The sequence below is a fragment of the Flavobacterium sp. GNP011 genome (genome assembly GCF_056428925.1).
This window is the reverse complement of sequence record NZ_JBWJVJ010000008.1, coordinates 39,933-57,680: the sequence shown is the minus strand read 5'-3', so window position 1 is coordinate 57,680 and position 17,748 is coordinate 39,933. Positions and strand designations below refer to the sequence as shown.

At 33.2% G+C, this 17,748-nt stretch carries 16 protein-coding genes; 4 read left to right on the top strand and 12 right to left on the bottom strand.

Features of this window, described 5'->3' with window-relative positions:
• Positions 1–4: 4 nt before the first annotated feature.
• The 3 genes from AC061E_RS08975 to AC061E_RS08965 all read right to left on the bottom strand — a co-directional run bounded on the left by AC061E_RS08975 (position 5) and on the right by AC061E_RS08965 (position 3,079).
• A complete protein-coding gene (locus AC061E_RS08975; RefSeq protein WP_478285926.1) occupies positions 5–1,249 on the bottom strand; it encodes a protoporphyrinogen/coproporphyrinogen oxidase in 1,245 nt (414 codons plus the stop codon).
• 64 nt (positions 1,250–1,313) lie between these two features.
• The gene (locus tag AC061E_RS08970; RefSeq protein WP_478285925.1) at positions 1,314–2,555 is read right to left on the bottom strand and encodes an MFS transporter; all 1,242 of its coding nucleotides are present in this window, start codon (positions 2,553–2,555) and stop codon (positions 1,314–1,316) included.
• 2 nt (positions 2,556–2,557) lie between these two features.
• On the bottom strand, positions 2,558–3,079 hold the full coding sequence (locus tag AC061E_RS08965; RefSeq protein ID WP_478285924.1) for a GNAT family N-acetyltransferase: 522 nt from the start codon (positions 3,077–3,079) through the stop codon (positions 2,558–2,560).
• 160 nt (positions 3,080–3,239) lie between these two features.
• On the opposite strand from AC061E_RS08965, the gene yaaA reads away from it, so the two are divergent.
• Positions 3,240–3,998, top strand: a complete 759-nt coding sequence (gene yaaA, locus AC061E_RS08960; protein ID WP_478285923.1) for a peroxide stress protein YaaA — start codon at positions 3,240–3,242, stop codon at positions 3,996–3,998.
• A gap of 42 nt (positions 3,999–4,040) precedes the next feature.
• On the opposite strand, the gene AC061E_RS08955 is transcribed toward yaaA, so the two are convergent.
• From AC061E_RS08955 to AC061E_RS08940, 4 genes are all read right to left on the bottom strand, one after another.
• Positions 4,041–5,624 carry a DHA2 family efflux MFS transporter permease subunit gene (locus tag AC061E_RS08955; protein ID WP_478285922.1) on the bottom strand — a complete coding sequence of 528 codons (1,584 nt, stop codon included), beginning with the start codon at positions 5,622–5,624 and terminating at the stop codon, positions 4,041–4,043.
• A 77-nt stretch (positions 5,625–5,701) separates the two neighbouring features.
• Positions 5,702–6,781, bottom strand: a complete 1,080-nt coding sequence (locus AC061E_RS08950; RefSeq protein ID WP_478285921.1) for an HlyD family secretion protein — start codon at positions 6,779–6,781, stop codon at positions 5,702–5,704.
• A gap of 9 nt (positions 6,782–6,790) precedes the next feature.
• The gene (locus AC061E_RS08945; RefSeq protein WP_478285920.1) at positions 6,791–8,116 is read right to left on the bottom strand and encodes a TolC family protein; all 1,326 of its coding nucleotides are present in this window, start codon (positions 8,114–8,116) and stop codon (positions 6,791–6,793) included.
• Positions 8,106–8,732 (bottom strand): TetR family transcriptional regulator, encoded by a 627-nt coding sequence (locus AC061E_RS08940; RefSeq protein WP_086453444.1) that lies wholly within the window; start codon positions 8,730–8,732, stop codon positions 8,106–8,108. Before AC061E_RS08940 ends, AC061E_RS08945 begins: the two co-directional genes overlap by 11 nt.
• A 190-nt stretch (positions 8,733–8,922) precedes the next feature.
• Here AC061E_RS08940 and AC061E_RS08935 point away from each other — a divergent pair, with 190 nt between their 5' ends.
• The 3 genes from AC061E_RS08935 (at position 8,923) to AC061E_RS08925 (ending at position 10,888) form a co-directional block, all read left to right on the top strand.
• Positions 8,923–9,501 carry a TetR family transcriptional regulator gene (locus AC061E_RS08935; protein ID WP_478285919.1) on the top strand — a complete coding sequence of 193 codons (579 nt, stop codon included), beginning with the start codon at positions 8,923–8,925 and terminating at the stop codon, positions 9,499–9,501.
• Between the two features lie 31 nt (positions 9,502–9,532).
• Positions 9,533–10,165, top strand: a complete 633-nt coding sequence (locus AC061E_RS08930) for a nitroreductase family protein (RefSeq protein ID WP_478285918.1) — start codon at positions 9,533–9,535, stop codon at positions 10,163–10,165.
• A gap of 165 nt (positions 10,166–10,330) precedes the next feature.
• The gene (locus AC061E_RS08925; RefSeq protein ID WP_478285917.1) at positions 10,331–10,888 is read left to right on the top strand and encodes a DUF4494 domain-containing protein; all 558 of its coding nucleotides are present in this window, start codon (positions 10,331–10,333) and stop codon (positions 10,886–10,888) included.
• A gap of 117 nt (positions 10,889–11,005) precedes the next feature.
• On the opposite strand, the gene AC061E_RS08920 is transcribed toward AC061E_RS08925, so the two are convergent.
• The 5 genes from AC061E_RS08920 to thrA all read right to left on the bottom strand — a co-directional run bounded on the left by AC061E_RS08920 (position 11,006) and on the right by thrA (position 17,655).
• Positions 11,006–11,515 carry a GNAT family N-acetyltransferase gene (locus AC061E_RS08920; protein WP_478285916.1) on the bottom strand — a complete coding sequence of 170 codons (510 nt, stop codon included), beginning with the start codon at positions 11,513–11,515 and terminating at the stop codon, positions 11,006–11,008.
• Positions 11,516–11,632: 117 nt separating this feature from the next.
• On the bottom strand, positions 11,633–12,628 hold the full coding sequence (locus tag AC061E_RS08915) for a phosphotransferase (RefSeq protein ID WP_478285915.1): 996 nt from the start codon (positions 12,626–12,628) through the stop codon (positions 11,633–11,635).
• A gap of 191 nt (positions 12,629–12,819) precedes the next feature.
• Complete coding sequence (gene thrC / locus AC061E_RS08910; RefSeq protein WP_478285914.1) at positions 12,820–14,109, bottom strand: threonine synthase; 1,290 nt, start codon at positions 14,107–14,109, stop codon at positions 12,820–12,822.
• 73 nt (positions 14,110–14,182) lie between these two features.
• Positions 14,183–15,106 (bottom strand): homoserine kinase, encoded by a 924-nt coding sequence (locus tag AC061E_RS08905; protein WP_478285913.1) that lies wholly within the window; start codon positions 15,104–15,106, stop codon positions 14,183–14,185.
• 107 nt (positions 15,107–15,213) lie between these two features.
• Positions 15,214–17,655 (bottom strand): bifunctional aspartate kinase/homoserine dehydrogenase I, encoded by a 2,442-nt coding sequence (gene thrA, locus AC061E_RS08900; RefSeq protein WP_478285912.1) that lies wholly within the window; start codon positions 17,653–17,655, stop codon positions 15,214–15,216.
• Between the last annotated feature and the right edge of the window lie 93 nt (positions 17,656–17,748).

The window sequence follows — 17,748 nt, the reverse complement described above, 5'->3', positions numbered from 1 at the left end:
TAGTTTATTTAGATTTCATCATGGCTTCGGCTGCAAGTCTACCTGTTTTCATAGCGGCATTTATAGACCCATTGAGTAAGTTATCTCCACAAATAAATACATTTTCGGATAATTTAAGTTCTTCATTAGATAGTTTATTTCGAACCGATTCTTGGTTAGGCAATGCATATTCTATTTGGTATGATTTAATCATCTTCCAAGATTCAACTTGGTCGCCATACCATTTTTTCAATTCTAGTTTCATGTTTTCCGCCAGAGTATTTTCGTCAACAGTAGGGATACCATTGTAAGAAACGGAAATAAGTATTTTACCTTGTGGAGCGTATGCCTTAGAAACATTAGTCATTACGGTCATGTTATTCACCCATTTTTTATGAGTAGAAGCATTTAGAACAACGACTGCTTTGTTTGTGGGAGCTTTTTCGGCCACAAAGTAGATATTGGTTACTTGTTTTGATTGCATTTTTTGATTTGGAAAATGCGTTTTAGTTAATAAATTTGCTTGAGTAGCCAATAAAATTTGGTTGGCTTCAAAAACTTTTCCATCATCAGTTGTTACTGTATTGCTATCTACTTTTGTTACTTTAGTATTGTATAATATACTGCCTTCAGGGAGCATTTTTACTAATTGTTTCGGGATTTCTTCCATTCCTAACTCAGGTACGGCAACATCACCATCAGAAAACATTTTCATCACAAAATCAAACATCCTGCTAGAAGTTTTTAAGTCGTTTTCGAGAAAAATCCCGGATAGGAAGGGAGCATAAAAACGTTCTATCATTTTTGAACTAAAACCATATTCTTTTAATTGCTGTAAAGTAGTTTGTTCTTTTTGTTCAAAAATAGCTTCAATAGTTTGTTTTTGAAGTTTGTTTTTGAGCCACAACGTATTCAGTTTGTCTTTTATAGATCCCACAGGTGCAAATAGTGTTGCTAGTGTTGCTGATGGTCTTCTAAAAGGATCAGCAATTTCAAAGCTCCCCTTGTCATAGAGTACAGTAGCACCTGGTAGCATTTTTTTTAGATTCAAGGCTTTATAATCCAGCAAAGCTTTCGTTTCTGGATAAGCAGTCAATAAAACCTGAAAACCTCTATCAAAAAGGAAACCGTCTTTTGAATCTGTTTTTATTCTTCCTCCTGCGCGATCACTACTTTCTAGGATTAGTACTTTTCTATCTTGACGGTGTAAATAAACCGCTGCTGTTAATCCTGATATTCCTGCTCCTATAATTATAACGTCTTGTTTCATGATATAAATTTAGACAAAAATAATTCAATTAAATTGTATTTTACTCTTGCAAATAAGATGATTTTTATTCAGAATAATCTAAGTCAGAGTCAAAAGTTTCTTTGAGTTTAAAGAGCGCTACTAATGCTATTATGGAGAGAAGCGTACCCACCACCATAGCCGCAAGGATAATATTTCCATTAAAAAAACGGTCTCTAAAAAAACTATAAACGAGTAAGATTACAGGGAGAGAGCCTCTAACAAAATTAGGCACTGTTGTAGTTACTGTTGCCCGAATATTAGTGCCAAACTGTTCTGCAGCAATTGTGACAAAAAGTACCCAATATCCCACAGAAAATCCCATTAAAAAACACAATGCATAAAAGACCGTTGTAGTTACACTAAATGCGTTTAAGAAAATGAATACCATGATTAAATTTAAAAGTAAAAAAAGAGCCATTACTTTTTTTCTGCTTTTTAACCATTGGCTTATTAATCCGCTGGCAATATCCCCAAAAACCAGTCCGCCATAACACCAAGCAATAGCTTTACCAGCTGCAATTGTTTCGTAACCTTGTACTCCAAGTGCTTTTGCAAATTCTGGCGAAAAAGTAATTAGTACTCCTACCAAAAACCACAACGGAACTCCAATAAGAATGCATTGTAAGTATTTGTAAAATCTAGTTTTATTCGAAAACAAAGACAGGAAATCACCTTTTTTCTCGGTACTTTTATGTGCATCCTGAAACATTTTTGATTCTGAAATTTTAATTCTTAAAAAAAGAAGTAACAATCCTAAAATTCCTCCTGCATAATAGCATAAGCGCCAATCTTGAAAAACTTGGTACACTAAAAATGCAGCTACAGCTCCAGAAACTCCCACGGCTGCTACAATCATAGTACCATATCCTCTTTTTTCTTTAGGCAAACTTTCTGTAACTAAGGTAATCCCAGCGCCTAGTTCACCCGCAAGACCTATTCCAGCTATTAATCTCCAAAAAGCATATCCGTCTACGGTAGTAACCATACCATTAGCAATATTAGCAACAGAATACATGATTATAGAGCCAAATAAAACAGAAATCCGACCTTTTTTATCACCAAGAATGCCCCAAAGTATTCCTCCAAAAAGCATCCCAAACATTTGCATGCTTATCAAATATTCACCTTGGTTACGAATGGCATCTCCTGTAATTCCTAAATCAATAAGGCTATCTGTACGAACAATTCCAAATAGTAATAAGTCATAAATGTCTACAAAATAACCTAGGGCAGCCACGATAACAGCTGCATTTAGTATTCGGGTTGGTTTTTCTGCTGCCATCATAATTATTTTAATTTCAATTTCATTAATAAGTCAGTTTGTTGTTCTTCACCCATTAAAAATAGGTGTTTGTCAAATTCAATAAATCCATTTTTTGTATAGAATTTTAATGCTCTATGATTTTCCTCCCATACGCCTAACCAAATGTAATTGACTTGCTTTTTATGTCCTATTTGTAAAGCAAAATCAAGTAATTGTTGACCTATATTTTTCCCATGATAGGATTGCAGTACATATATCCGATGAATTTCAAGGGAATTCTCATCTTGTTTTTCAGTTTGAGCATCTCCAAAATTAATTTTGAGATAACCCACAACTTCATTATTCAAAATAGCGATGAAAAATTCCGATGAAGGATCTTTAAACTCTTTTGATAATTGCTCAATATTTAAATTTTTTGTAGTATAAGCAGTAATATTTTCGGGGGTATTGACAGCTGCGAATGTTTCAGTAAAGGTTTGTATGCTTATCTTTTGTAACAGCGAAAGGTCTTGTAATGTGGCTTTTTTTATTTGGATATTGTGCATAGAAATGGTTCTTGTTTTTACCAAAAATAAATAAAATAACCATTGATTTTTATAATCTATGACACTATTCGACAAATCAATTTAAAGATTCTTGAAATCTAAATTTCAATTAGTACTTTTGGGATTACTAATATAAAAGCGTTCGAGAAGAATATTGTGTATGAAAATTGTGATATCGCCAGCTAAATCCTTAGATTTTGAGAAGAAATTGCCCGTTGAAACGTTTACCAAGTCTATTTTCTTAAAAGAGTCAGCTGAAATTCATTCAGTTTTAAAAGAAAAAAAACCAGCTGATTTATCAGTATTAATGAGCATATCAGATAAACTTGCAGATCTCAATTGGAAACGAAATCAAGAATGGAAAACTCCATTTACTCCTAAGAATGCTCGTCCAGCAGTATACACTTTTGATGGAGATGTGTACGTAGGATTAGATGTATTTACTCTTTCACCTTCAAAAATTGAAATTTTACAGGACAAATTACGCATCCTATCTGGATTGTACGGTGTGTTAAAACCATTAGACTTGATCCAAGCGTACCGATTAGAAATGGGTACTAAATTACCCATTGGCGAAAGCAAAAACTTGTATGATTTTTGGAAACTTTCCATTACAAAAGCGCTGAATAAAGAGCTAAAAGATGGGGAGTTGTTTTTAAACTTAGCGAGTACAGAATATTTTTCGGCGGTAGATGTGAAGTCGTTAAAAGTTCCTGTCATTACTCCTGAGTTTAAAGATTATAAAAATGGCAAGCTCAAAATTATTAGTTTTTTTGCAAAAAAAGCCCGTGGCATGATGGTGCGATATATCATAGATACGAATGCAGAAACTATTGAGGATTTAAAAGGCTTTAATTATGATGGATATCAATTTGATGTCACAGAATCAAAAGGAAATAACTTGGTTTTTACCAGATAGAAAATAAAAAAACCGTTAATATCGATTAACGGATTTTTTATGTTAATGCATAGCATCAGCAGGATTTATTTTATTTTTTCCTTTTTTTATCAAAAGGATAAATGGGATACAAAACAAGAACAACGCTCCTAAATACATGAAAATATCCATGTAAGATAGTACTGAACTTTGAACCATGACTTTGTATTCTATTGCTTTATAGGCTTTTGCCAATGCTTCATTCTCAGGATACCCCTTAGACATGAAACCTAATTTAAACTGTTGTACAGTTTTTTGTACCTCATAGGATGTTTTGTCTAAATGTGCAATTAAATTTACACGATGTTCTTGATTAAATCGAGCAATAAACGTGGTTATAATGGCAATTCCAAAAGATCCACCTAACTGGCGCATCATTCCTGTAAAAGCAGCTCCTTCGCCAATTCCTTTTCCTTTTAAAGTAGATAATGAAAGCGTTGAAATAGGGACAAACAATAATCCCAAACTAATTCCTCTTAGGATAAGTGGCCAGTACAAATGTTCCCCTGCAGAGTCAGGAGTTATAACACTTTGCATCCAAAAAGTAAAAAAGAAAAATAACAAAAATCCGGCAGCAACCATATACGTTTGTGGAAATCCTCTTTGAATCAATTTCCCTATAAAGGGCATCATAATTCCAATTGTAATAGAACTAGGAATAAGCAACAATCCTGCATCTAGAGCGCTCCAACCCAATACTGATTGTGTATAGATAGGAATTATAAAAGTTGAACCGTATAAACCAAAACCTAGGATAAAACACATGATAGTTCCTATTTTTAGATTTGTATCTTTTAAAACCCTTAGATTTACAATAGGATATTCATACGTAAGCTCTCTCCAAATGAAAAGTAATAAACCAAATACAGTTATTACGCTCAAAGTTATAATAGTAGTATTATTGAACCAATCATCTTGCTGCCCGTGTTCTAGAACGTATTGTAAGGAACCTATAAATGCGGTTAATAGGATAATACCCCACCAGTCTACTTGGCTTGCTTTTAGTTTGTTACCATATTTTGGACTTTTTACAAAAGACAGGGTTAATAACGTAGCAATAATTCCTAAGGGTATGTTGATGTAAAAAATGAAAGGCCATGAAAAATGATCTACAATATATCCACCAAGTGGCGGACCTAATGTTGGTCCTACAATTACGCCCATGCCGTATATAGCTTGAGCCATTCCTCGTTTTGCTATAGGATAACTTTCAGTAATAATGGTTTGTGCCGTAACTAATAAGGCACCACCACCTAATCCCTGAATAAACCTAAAAGTAACGAGTTCCCATATATTGTTTGCGTTTCCACATAAAAAGGAGGAAACCGTAAATATAATTATGGAAACAGCAAAATAATTTCTTCGACCAAATTGTTGTGACATCCAGCTTGTCATGGGGATCACAATTACATTTGCAATTGCATAAGCCGTTATTACCCAAGCCACATCAGTAAGTGATGCTCCTAAGCTTCCGCGCATATTGTTTAACGCCACGTTTACAATGGTGGTATCTACAATTTCCAGCATTGCACAAAGTACTGCTGTAATTGTTATTATGATACGTCTAAAACCGTATTCTACTAAATCATCTTCTCCCGATTCAACCATTTTATAACTAAGTGTAAACTATCATTAGAGTTAAATTTTGCCGTCTTTATCAGTTCCAGATTAACATTTTAAAATGCTTAATCTATTCTAACATCAACATCTACATTCATACCAGGACGCAATAATTTAATTTTCTCTGCATCATTTGTTGGGTCTAAACTAATTTTAACTGGTAATCTTTGAATTGTTTTTACAAAATTTCCGGTGGCATTATCTGGCGGAAGCAAAGAAAATTTAGAACCCGTAGCAGGAGAAAAGGAAGTTAAGGTCCCTTGGAAATCATAATCTGGATAAGCATCAACTTTTACAGTAACTTTTTGGCCAACTACCATTTTGTTTAGTTGAGTTTCCTTAAAATTAGCAACTACCCATGCTTCATTATTATTGATGATGTAAAATAAAGATTGTCCAGGTTGTACTAGTTGTCCAGGTTGTATGTCTATTTTAGAAACTTGTCCATCTATTGCTGCAGTGATAACGGTGTAGGATAAGTTAAGCTTAGCAGCATCAAGTAATGCTCTTGCGCGTTTAATATTGGCAGCAGCTACTTCGGTTTGTTTGTTAGAAACTTTTGATTTTGCAACAGTAACTGATTTTTGAAAAGCGCTGGCTCGTTCTTGTTGTTGTAAAACACGAACCTGATTTTCGGCTTCCAATTTAGCTGCTAGTGCTTGCTCATATTGTTGTTTAGTTATAGAGTGGCTTTTGTATAAATTCTCATAACGAATGTAATCACTCGTTACACGATCTAATCTTATTTTTGCAGTTTGAATGTTACCACCAGCAAAAAGCACATTAGCATCAGATACTGATATGCTTGCAAGTGCGCTACCAATATCAGCTTTTGATACCTCTAAATTGCCTTCTGCACCTACAAGCGCAGCGGTAGCTTCATCAATTTTTAATAAATAATCTCTTTTATCAATTGTAAAAAGTGTGTCTCCTTTTTTTACAAAATCATTATCCTTAATATAGACTTTATCTACATATCCAGAAACTCTAGGGATAATTGGGTTCATTTTCTTTTCAATTTGTGCATCATCAGTTTCTTCATGTGCTAGTGAATGCATGTATTTAAAAGTACCATATGCGCCACCCAAAACTACTAATGCTACTAGGATAATTATAAATTTCGTGTTTGTTTTTTTCTTTTCCATGGTAGTAGTTTATTTATGAGCGAGATTGAATGATTGTGATAATTGACCTGTAACCGAGAGTAACTCGTAATATTTTTGAATACTATTGGCTTTCGCCAAAGCTTTATTAATTTTTGAATTGAGTTGCTCTACATCAGCTTCTAGCAAATCATTTGTGTCAGATAGTCCGTTGTCGTATTTATCTTTAACAATACGATAATTTTCTGTAGCTTGCTCTTGTGCTTCCTCATAAACTACAGTTTGTTTTAAAGCAAGATCATAGTCCTCAATGGCTTTTTTGACTTGTGTCCGAATGTAATCCGTTAAAATGGCTTCGTTATTTTGTACTTCTATAACTTTATTTTCAGCAATTTTCACCAAAGTTCCGTTTTTCAAAAGCATACTTAAATCATACGAAATTCCTACGCCCACATTCATAGCATTTTGAACTGTTATGACATTGCTTAAGTCTAGTGCCGTGTACCCGCCCACAAGCGCTATAGTAGGATAGTAGGAACCTTTAGATATTTTTACATTAGTTTCGCTGGCTTTTACTTGATGTTGTAACGCTTTTAAATCTTTTCTATTTTCTAAGGCTGGCAATTCATTTGTGGGCACATTTGTCATTTTAAAATCAGCAAAATCAGCTTCTCTAATTTCAAGTTGCGTTTCTGGATTTAATTTTAACAGCGTAGTTAAATAAAAATTGATTGTTTTTAAGTTGTTTGTGGTTTCATCTAATGATAACTGAATTTTTGAAACTTGTAATTTTGATTTCAGTAAGTCATTTCGAGGAATTATACCGTTTTTTTCAAGTTCAATAAAATCTTTAACTCTTTGTTTGGCACTTTTTTGATTTTCCTTTAAAATTTCAATTGTTTTTTGTGCTTTGTATAAATTTGCATAATACTCAATAACACGCAAAGCAATTTCCTCTTTGGTTTGTTCTGCATTTGCCATTTCTGCCTGGTACAAATAGTCCTGAGCTTTAATGCTATTTTGGAGTTTAAAGCCTGCAAAAACCGGAACAGTAGCATTCAATTGTCCTACCATCAATTGATTGACAACGGGCATTTGTTGTGGATCACTACTTTGATTTAACTTAAAATTGATACCTGCATTTGCCAAGCGTTGGTATTGTCCTGAAAGTTTTAAATCTGGATATTGATTGTTTTTAGTAGCTTGTAACTCGAGTTTTTTTGTTTTGATTTTAGTGTTAGCTAAAGTAATCTCATTACTTTTACTCCAAGCCATGTCTATTGCTTCAGTAAGCGTAAGACTTGTTTTCTGTTGTGCTTCTAAAGCTGAAATTCCGATGAAGAAAATCCCAAAGAGCATGAATTTACTAGCTTTCATATATTAGCAAGGCTTTTATTGTTTGTTGAATGTGATTAGTCAAATTGGTCTTGATATAATTGTTATATAAATCCTCTGTTTTTAAATTCAATAAATTCTCAAAAAAAGGTTTGTTCATGTGGAAATGAAAAAAAGTTCCTAAAATAGTTGGTGTTATAAGAGGTATAATAACATCTTTCCTAAAAATTCCTTTTTTTTGTCCTTCTTCAATAATCAATTCTAGGGATTTTAAATTTCCTTTTCTAAGTTCAGAGAATGCTTGAATGTTTTGTTCTCTTTTTTTAGATGTAAATTCAAAATGTAAAATGCGATAGATACCTTTATTAAGGTTAATTCTATCAATATATAGTGCTATTAATTTATTTATTTTTTCCAAAGGCTCTATTTCTTCCTGAAGGAGTTTGTCTAATTGGAGTTTTAAATCTGAAGTGCGGTAGACAATTAGGGATTCAAGCAAACGTTCTTTCGAACCAAAATAATAGGAAACCATAGCCACATTAATTTGGGCTAGTTTAGCAATGTTCCGTATTGAGGTACCGTCAAATCCTTTTTCTGAGAATAGAGTTTCTGCAACTTCTAGAATTTGAATCTGTTTGTCATTAAAATTACTTTTCAAAAGAATCTTTTTTAGATGAAACAAAATTAAACATGTGTTTAAATTAAACAGTTGTTTAAAATTTTTTTAACTTTTTTTTAACAATATTTAAGAAAGCACAAATTAACTTTAATTTATGAACGTTCATTCTTTTTTATGAGTATCTTTGTATGATAGTTTAGTTTGAGTTGGTTTGAATAACAAATAGTATATGGCGCAATTGCAAAAAAGTATTGATAAACGATCGGCATTGTTAAAAGCTACATTGCAGCTTGTCAACAGTGGTGGCATTCAAGGAGCATCAATGGCTAAAATAGCGAAAGCTGCTGCTATTTCGCCCGCTACTATTTATCTTTTTTTTGATAGCAAACAAGAATTGCTCAACCAGTTGTATCTATCTGTAAAATCTAATTTTGCTCATGCTGCATTTAGTTCACATGCGCCAGGGGATACTATTCCCATACAGTTTGAAACCATTTGGCACAACATGGCACAATATAAATTAGCACATCCTGAGGAAGCATCATTTTTGTCGCAATGTGATAACACCCCTATGATTGATGATCAAACCAGACAAGAAGGATTACTTTTCTTGACTCCACTTTTTGATTTATGGAAAGCAGGAATACAGGCAGGAATCATAAAGGAATATTCACCTTATTTATTATACGCACACACTATTTATCCCATGGCGTTCTTAATGAACATGCACAATAACCAGCTTTGTATTGCTAATCAAGACCTATTAAACAGTAGTTTTAAAATGGCTTGGGATAGCATCAAAACATAGTAATTTTTAAATACTTAATACTTTATATAAAATGGAATTAATAGATAAATTGAAATGGAGATATGCCGCAAAGGCAATGAACGGTGAAAAAGTTTCGCAAGAAAAATTAGATACTATTCTTGAAGCCGCAATTCTTGCACCAACATCTAGTGGTTTGCAACCTTTTGAAATAATGGTAGTTACTAATCAAGAGATTAAAGAGAAAATAAGAGTTATAGGATGGAATCAATCAGTAATTACAGATTGTTCTCACTTACTAGTTTTTGCTGCTTGGGACACGTATACTGCAGATCGAATCAATACTATGTTTGATCTCACAAATGAGATTCGTGGTTTTAAAAACGAAGGATTTGAAAATTACAGACAAATGCTTTTAAACAGTTATCCACAAAAAGATCCAGAAGTTAACTTTCAACATGCTGCAAGACAAGCGTATATAGCTTTTGCAATGGCTATTGCAGCGGCTGCTTTTGAAGGTGTAGATACCACGCCCATTGAAGGTTTTGATCCTGATGCTCTTGATGAGATTTTAGGTTTAAGAGAAAAAGGACTTAGAAGTTGTGTTATACTTCCTGTAGGGTACCGCGATGCTAAAAATGACTGGTTAGCAGACTTGGTAAAAGTCAGAAAGAGTAAATCGGACTTAGTTACTTTTATTGACTAATACATAAAATAATGTTTATAAAATCTCTCTTTTTAGGAGAGATTTTTTTTTGATGTAAGATTATATGAACCAATAATCGAAAAGAAATTTGTGAATATCTATTTGAAAAAAAAGGTTGTTTTTTTTCTTTAAAATTTATCTTTGGCATCCTAAAAAATAATTGAAATGAGTAATATTTGGTACGAATGCAAAGTAAAATATAGAAAAACAGACGAGACTGGTGGTCAAAAAATTACTACCGAGCCTTATCTTGTAGATGCTCTATCGTATACAGAAGCCGAAAGTAGAATCAATGAAGAAATGGCAGCATATATTAGTGAAGAATTTAAAATCACCAATATTAAAGTAGCCAATTATGCTGAAATTCACCCTTTTGAAAATGCAGACAGATGGTTCCGTTCTAAAATTTCACTAATTGCTTATGATGAAGAGAGCGGAAAGGAACGCAAAACAAATATGTATGTCTTAGTGCAAGCCAATGATGTACGAGAAGCGTACGATAACACGATAACGATCATGAAAGGAACCATGGGTGATTACACCATTCCTGCCGTATCTGAGTCTCCTATTATGGATGTTTTTCCTTATTTCAGTGGTGATGAAGGGGAACTTGAGCAATTAGAACGATTTAATGCCTTAAAAGCTTCAAAACCAGATATTACTCCAGAGATAGAAGATCACATGGAATTTGTAGCCGAAGCAGAGGAAGAAACTATAGCATAATTGGAAGCTTAGTTTATTAATTATTAGCTATACTTTTTAAACACGGTTTACAAACCTCTTCTTTGCTATCAGCAAAAACAAAAGGGATTTGTAAACCGTTTTTATTTTGCTAACGGATTAAGGTTTAAGTATTTTTTCAAAAGCTTTTCGTGCACTTCCTCTAAAAAAAACTTCGCCACAATATTGATAGCCTAAATTCTCAAAAAGGTGCAACATAGGCAGGTTATCAAAGTTGGTATCTGCTTTTATGCTATAAATGTTTTTTTCAAGTGCAACTTGCTCTACATATTTTAAAATCATTTTTGCAAGTCCTTTTCCTGTTTGGCTTTCGCCAATGGCAATTCGGTGTACCACCAGGAAGTCTTTATTTGTTAGCCATTTTCCTTGAATATTTTCATAAGCAGGCTCATAGTTGATGTAAATAGCTGTGTAACCAAGTATTTGATTTTCATGTACTAAAACATATCCAGCGCCTTTTAAAATGTCGTTGTTTACAATTTCTGGATTTGGATAACCATCTTGCCATTGTGTGCTTCCGTCATTTTTTCTTCGCAAAATAGCGTGCTGTAAAATGGTCCAAATTGCAGCAGCATCTGTTTGATTTGCTTGTCTAAAATGAATGTCCATAGTAAAGGTTTTTTTAGTGGTTGTTTTTATTAATTGGTGTTAAAATAAATCTTTGAACTATAATTCATTTACCCTTTTGTGTAAAAAACAGAAATGTATTTCAATAAAACTAAAGCATTAATTTTTAGAATTGTTGTTTCGCTCACTATATTCAATCCAGTTTTTTATTCTTTCAACATACATTTTGAGATAGTTTTCAGTAAAAAAGATATTGGACCAATCAAATCTTTTCGCTTGTATTCCTAAATAAAAAATATAAATAGATGCTCCTGCTTCTGGAATTAAATTAATTTCTTCATTTGATAAACGTCTTATTTTTTGATAACCATTTAAAAAGCTTGTAGCTTTTTGTTCATATACATTTTTGTCTGACTCAATAAAAAATAACTGTTTGCAAAAATAGCCCACATCTAAAATTAATGCCCCATAGCCACAATTATCAAAATCAAAAATAGTGATTTCAGTATTTTTATTAACACTTAAATTATCATACCAAATATCTAGATGTACGATGCCATTTGTAATGTCTAAAAAATCACTTTCGTTAGCCTTCTTTGTTATTTTAAGACTTAATTCTTTTAAAAATTTCATTTCGTCTAAACCTTCGGAAAAGTAGGTTTTTAAAATGAGGTATGATTGGTTTAAAAGAATTTCAGAATCATAATGCACTCTCTCTATTGTTTTATTTTCGGTAATGATATGGATTTTAGCCATTAACGCACCAATTGAATAGCAAGTCTCGTTTGACATAAAACGCATCTTTTCACCTGCAGCAAATGAAAAAAGAACTGCGTACCGAATTCCTTCTGGAGCATTAATTTCTTGAATAAAATTCCCTTTCTTATCTAAAATTGGATATGAAACCGAAAGAGAATTTTCTTTAAGTAAATTTAGAAGTTCTAATTCTTGCTCAATTTCTAACTTAGTTCTCCATTTATAGCAGTATACTCTTAAAACAAATTTAGTTTCATTTTTCGAAATAAAGTAGGTGTGATTTACACCTGTTCGGTACAATTTACAATTATAATCGTCTGTTAGTTCATATCGTTTTTTGATAAAATCCCCTAATTCTTTTTCTGACAATGTTGAGGCTATTACTGGAAAAGTGGTCATCTAATGTTTTTTAAAATAAATGAAATTAAATTATGAGTCTAAACTTACTATTTTTTAAACCAAAAAATAGTTGGTTTTGATTCATTGCTGCGGATAAAATTATTAAAAATTACTCTTTATTTAATCGAATCATTACTATCATTTTAATTCTAAAAAAGGGTGTATTTAAGAAAGGAAAAAATCTCCTGAATCTATTTTAAAAAATTTCTCAAATCCTCATATGTTTTAATTTTAACACTCACTTTTTCTTTACCTAAAACATTTTCTATTTGGATTGGTATGGGTAATGTAATATTTAATGCTGGTTCTACAGTGTCTAAAAACTTTATAGGATGTGCAGTTTCTAAGAAAACACCAATTGCATCAGGGTAGTTTTGTAATTCTTTTTTTAATCCAAGATAGCCCACAGCTCCATGAGGTTCTGCAATATAGCCGCTGGTGTCATAAATGGTTTTCATGGCTGTTAAAGTTTCAGCATCAGAGAATGTAAACGAAGAAAAATCTTTTTTAAATTCCTCCAAATCATTTTGGTACATTTGCTGAATTCGAATAAAATTACTTGGGTTTCCTACGTCCATCGCATTCGAAATTGTAGCTTTGGAAGGTTTTGGATCGTAAATTCCGTTTTCTAAAAATCTCGGAACGGTATCATTTACATTCGTTGAAGCTACAAAATGTTTAATGGGTAATCCCATTTTTTTAGCAATAATCCCTGCGCAAATATTTCCAAAATTCCCACTTGGACAAGAGAAGACAAGTGGTTTGTTCTGTTTTTTTAATTCCTTGTAAGCAAAGAAGAAATAAAACATTTGTGGCAACCAGCGCGCAATATTGATGGAATTTGCTGATGTTAAGTTTTTATGTTGTAGACTTTCGTCCAAAAAAGCTTTTTTCACCATATCCTGACAATCATCAAAAACGCCATCCACTTCTAGCGCTTTTATATTTTGTCCCAAAGTTGTCAATTGTCTTTCTTGAATATCACTTACTTTACCCGATGGATATAGTATAATGACTTCAACGCCTTTTACCCCAAGGAAACCACTGGCTACAGCACCGCCTGTATCGCCAGAGGTGGCAACTAAAACCGTATTTTTACTATCGACCTTTTCTTTATTAAAATACCCCAAACAACGTGACATGAATCGCGCGCCTACGTCTTTGAAAGCCATTGTTGGGCCATGAAACAATTCAAGAGAATAAATGTTTTTTTCAACTTCAACAATAGGGAAATAAAAGCATAATGTTTCGGCGATGATTTGTTTTAAAGTGGTTTCTGGAATTGCATCACCTACAAATTGTTGAATCGCTTGAAATGCTATTTCTTCGTTACTTAAATTTTCGATGGTTTCAAAAAAAGTAGTTGTTAACGGGGTAATAATTTCTGGGAAATATAATCCTTTATCAGATGCTAATCCTTGTATTACAGCTTCTTTGAAAGAAACTTTAGGTGCGGTTTGGTTTAAACTGTAGTATTTCATATTTATTGGCTTTACGCAGTATGCTTTATGCAGTAAGCTTTTTGCCTAATGCCTAATGCCTAATGCTTAATGTTTATAAAATTATTTTCATTCCCACATCATTTACTTTTGAAACGTGAATTTCATAGGGTAAATTCATTTTGTTGTATACGGCGCTCATCGCTTTGGCGATTTTATCAGCGGTTTCCTTTCCTTTGCTTAAAGCAAAAATAGAAGGACCTGATCCCGATATACCTGAACCTAAAGCTCCGTTTTCGTATGCCGTTTTCTTGATTAAATCAAAGCCGGGAATTAAAACACTACGCAAAGGTTCAATGATTTCGTCATGCAAGGACCTACCTATTAAATCATAATCTTTAGTGTATAAACCTGCCACTAATCCGCCTACATTTCCCCATTGTACAATGGCGCTTTTTAAGGAAATGGTTTGTTTTAATACGGAACGAGCATCTGATGTTTTTAATTCAATTTGAGGATGTACCACTGTAGCATACAATTCAGATGGACTTTCTATTTTTATAATATCCAGCGGATTTGAACTTCTTACCAATGTAAAACCACCTAGTAGAGCAGGAGCAACGTTGTCAGCATGGGCATTTCCACTGGCTAATTTTTCGCCTTGCATCGCAAATAAAACCAATTCTTTTCGAGTAAATGGGCGTCCCAATAATTCATTAATTCCAAAAACTGCGCCTGCTGAACTTGCGGCACTACTCCCAATTCCGCTTCCGGCTTTGATGTTTTTGTAAATTTCGATTTCAAAACCAAATTCGGTTTCAACTGCTTCCAGCATCGCCAATGCGGAGACTCCGGCAACATTTTTTTCGGTTTCCAATGGTAAATCAGCACCTACAATTTTAGTAATGCGAATCCCTTTTACCGCAGATTTCTTGATAACCATTTCATCCCCAGCTGTATCAAGACACAATCCTAACACATCAAAGCCACAGGATAGATTAGCAATTGTAGCTGGGCAAAATATTTTTATTTCATTCATAATTTTAGTCTTAAAGTCTAATGTCATAAAGTGGTAAAGTCTTAAGAATGAATATAAAATTAAGTTGGTAACTTTTAGACTTTATGACATTCGACTTTACGACTTATTTATATATTTCCAATTCTAATTACATCTGCAAAAATTCCTGAAGCTGTAACTGCAGCTCCGGCACCAGCTCCTTTTATCAATAAGGGCTGATCTTTGTAACGATCTGTAAAGAATAAAACAATATTATCTTTTCCTTCCAAGTTGTAAAAAGGATGGTCTTTAGGTATGAATCGCAATCCAACATTTGCTTTTCCGTTTTCAAATTGCGCTACATATTTCAAACGAGAATCTTTGCTTAATGCTTCTTTGTAAATGGATTCAAAATGTGCCGCATGTGTTTGTAAGGATTTGAAAAAAGCTTCATTATTAGTTGTCTCCAAACATTCAGCAGGCATGAACGATTCGTTTGTAATTTCGTCAATTTCCATTTTGTAACCGCTTTCACGAATCAAGATTAATATTTTTCTAGCTACGTCAATTCCGCTCAAATCTATCTTTGGATCTGGCTCTGTAAATCCTTGTACACCAGCTTCTTTAACTACATCATGAAAAGTGTTGTTTTCATCGAAATTATTAAAGATAAAGTTCAGACTTCCAGATAATACAGCTTGAATCTTATTTACTTTATCGCCAGATGCAACTAGATTTTTTACCGTATCTATAATTGGTAATCCAGCTCCAACATTGGTTTCAAATAAGAAAGGAGCATTAAATTGTCTGGACAGTTTTTTTAACTTTTTATAATTGTCGTACTCTGATGCGCAAGCAATTTTGTTGCAGGTTACAACAGCAATATTGTTTTTTAAATAGTGTTCGTATGTTTTAGAAACACTTTCATTTGCTGTGATATCTACAAAAATACTGTTGCGTAAATTCAGATTTTTAATTTGTTCAAAAAACTCCACTTGGTTTGACGACTCGCCTGTTTCTAAAGCAAACTGCCAATCTTTTAGGGAGATTCCATCTTCATCAAAATACATTTTTCGGGAATTAGACAAGGCTATAACGCGCAGGTTAATTTTTAATTTTTCTTTAAGAAATTTCTTTTGTAGGTGAATTTGTTCAATGAATTTTTCTCCTACATTGCCCACGCCCATTACAAACAAGTTGAGCTGCTTGGTGTTTTCTTCAAAAAAGTTTTCGTGTAAAACATTTAATGCTTTTTTTACATCTCTTTCGTTGATTACAGCCGAAATATTTCTTTCTGAAGCACCTTGAGCAATGGCGCGAATATTGACATTATTTTTACCCAAAGTACTGAACATTCTACCGCTCAAACCTTGATGGTTCTTCATATTTTCGCCAACCAAGGCAATTATGCAAAGATTTTGTTCTACAATACATGGATTTACTTTATTTTGCAGAATTTCAACTTCAAATGCGGCGTTGATTGCATTCTCGGCTAAAGCTGCGTCTGAATTTAAAATTCCGATACAAATAGAATGCTCAGATGATGCTTGGGTAATAAAAATTACGTTTATTTTATGATGCGATAATACTTCAAAAAGCCTTTTAGAAGAACCAGAAACACCAATCATTCCGGAACCTTCAAGTGTAATCAATGTAATGGCATCAATATGTGTGATTCCTTTTACAGGATTGGACGATGCTGTAATTTGGTTTGAAATGTAAGTTCCTTTGGCTTCTGGTTCAAAAGTATTTTTGATTAAAATAGGAATATTTTTTCTTAAAACAGGCTGTATTGTTGGTGGATACAAAACTTTAGCTCCAAAATGGGATAACTCCATGGCCTCTTGATAGGAAATGTATGCTATGGGTTTAGCTTGTTTTACAATTTTTGGGTTTGCTGTAAACATCCCGTTGACATCAGTCCAAATTTCAAGTTCTTGAACATTAAGAGCGGCAGCAAAAATGGCGGCAGTATAATCAGATCCCCCTCGTCCTAATGTGGTGTTTATTCCGTCTAATGAAGCGGCAATAAAACCTGGCATTACAACTACCTGTTTTTCATTCGACTCGAAAAATTGATTGATCAGTTTATTTGTTACTTCAAAATTTACCGTTGCTTTTCCAAAATCAGTATTGGTTTTGATTAATTCCCTACTGTCTTTGTAACCACTATTTTGAATTATTTGCTGTATTCCTTCGGATATTATAAATGAAGAAAGCAACTCACCAAAACTTAAAATTGTATCGGATGTTCTAGCAGATAATTCACCTAAAAGGTAGCAACCATCAAGTAAAGTTTCAAGATGATTAATGATTCTCTTAATGTGGCTCAACAAACTGCTTTGTTCTTGTATAGGAATAAGTTCTTTTAAAACTTCAAGATGTTTTTTTTCAATTTCAGCAAGAATAATTTTGTAATTTTCATCCCCTTGAGCGGCTTTTTGTGAAGCAAGTTGCAGCATATCAGTAACTTTACTAAAAGCGGATACTACTACAATTATTTGTTGGTCTTGATTCATGACTATTGACATCATCAATTTTATATTTTGCGCATTGGCAACAGAAGTGCCTCCAAATTTGAGTACTTTCATTTTTTATAGTGTTTGGTTTTTTAGAATCGAATAATCTTGATGAGGTGTAAAATGTTGTATCATGATTACTACATGAGTTTATCACCTGCAAAA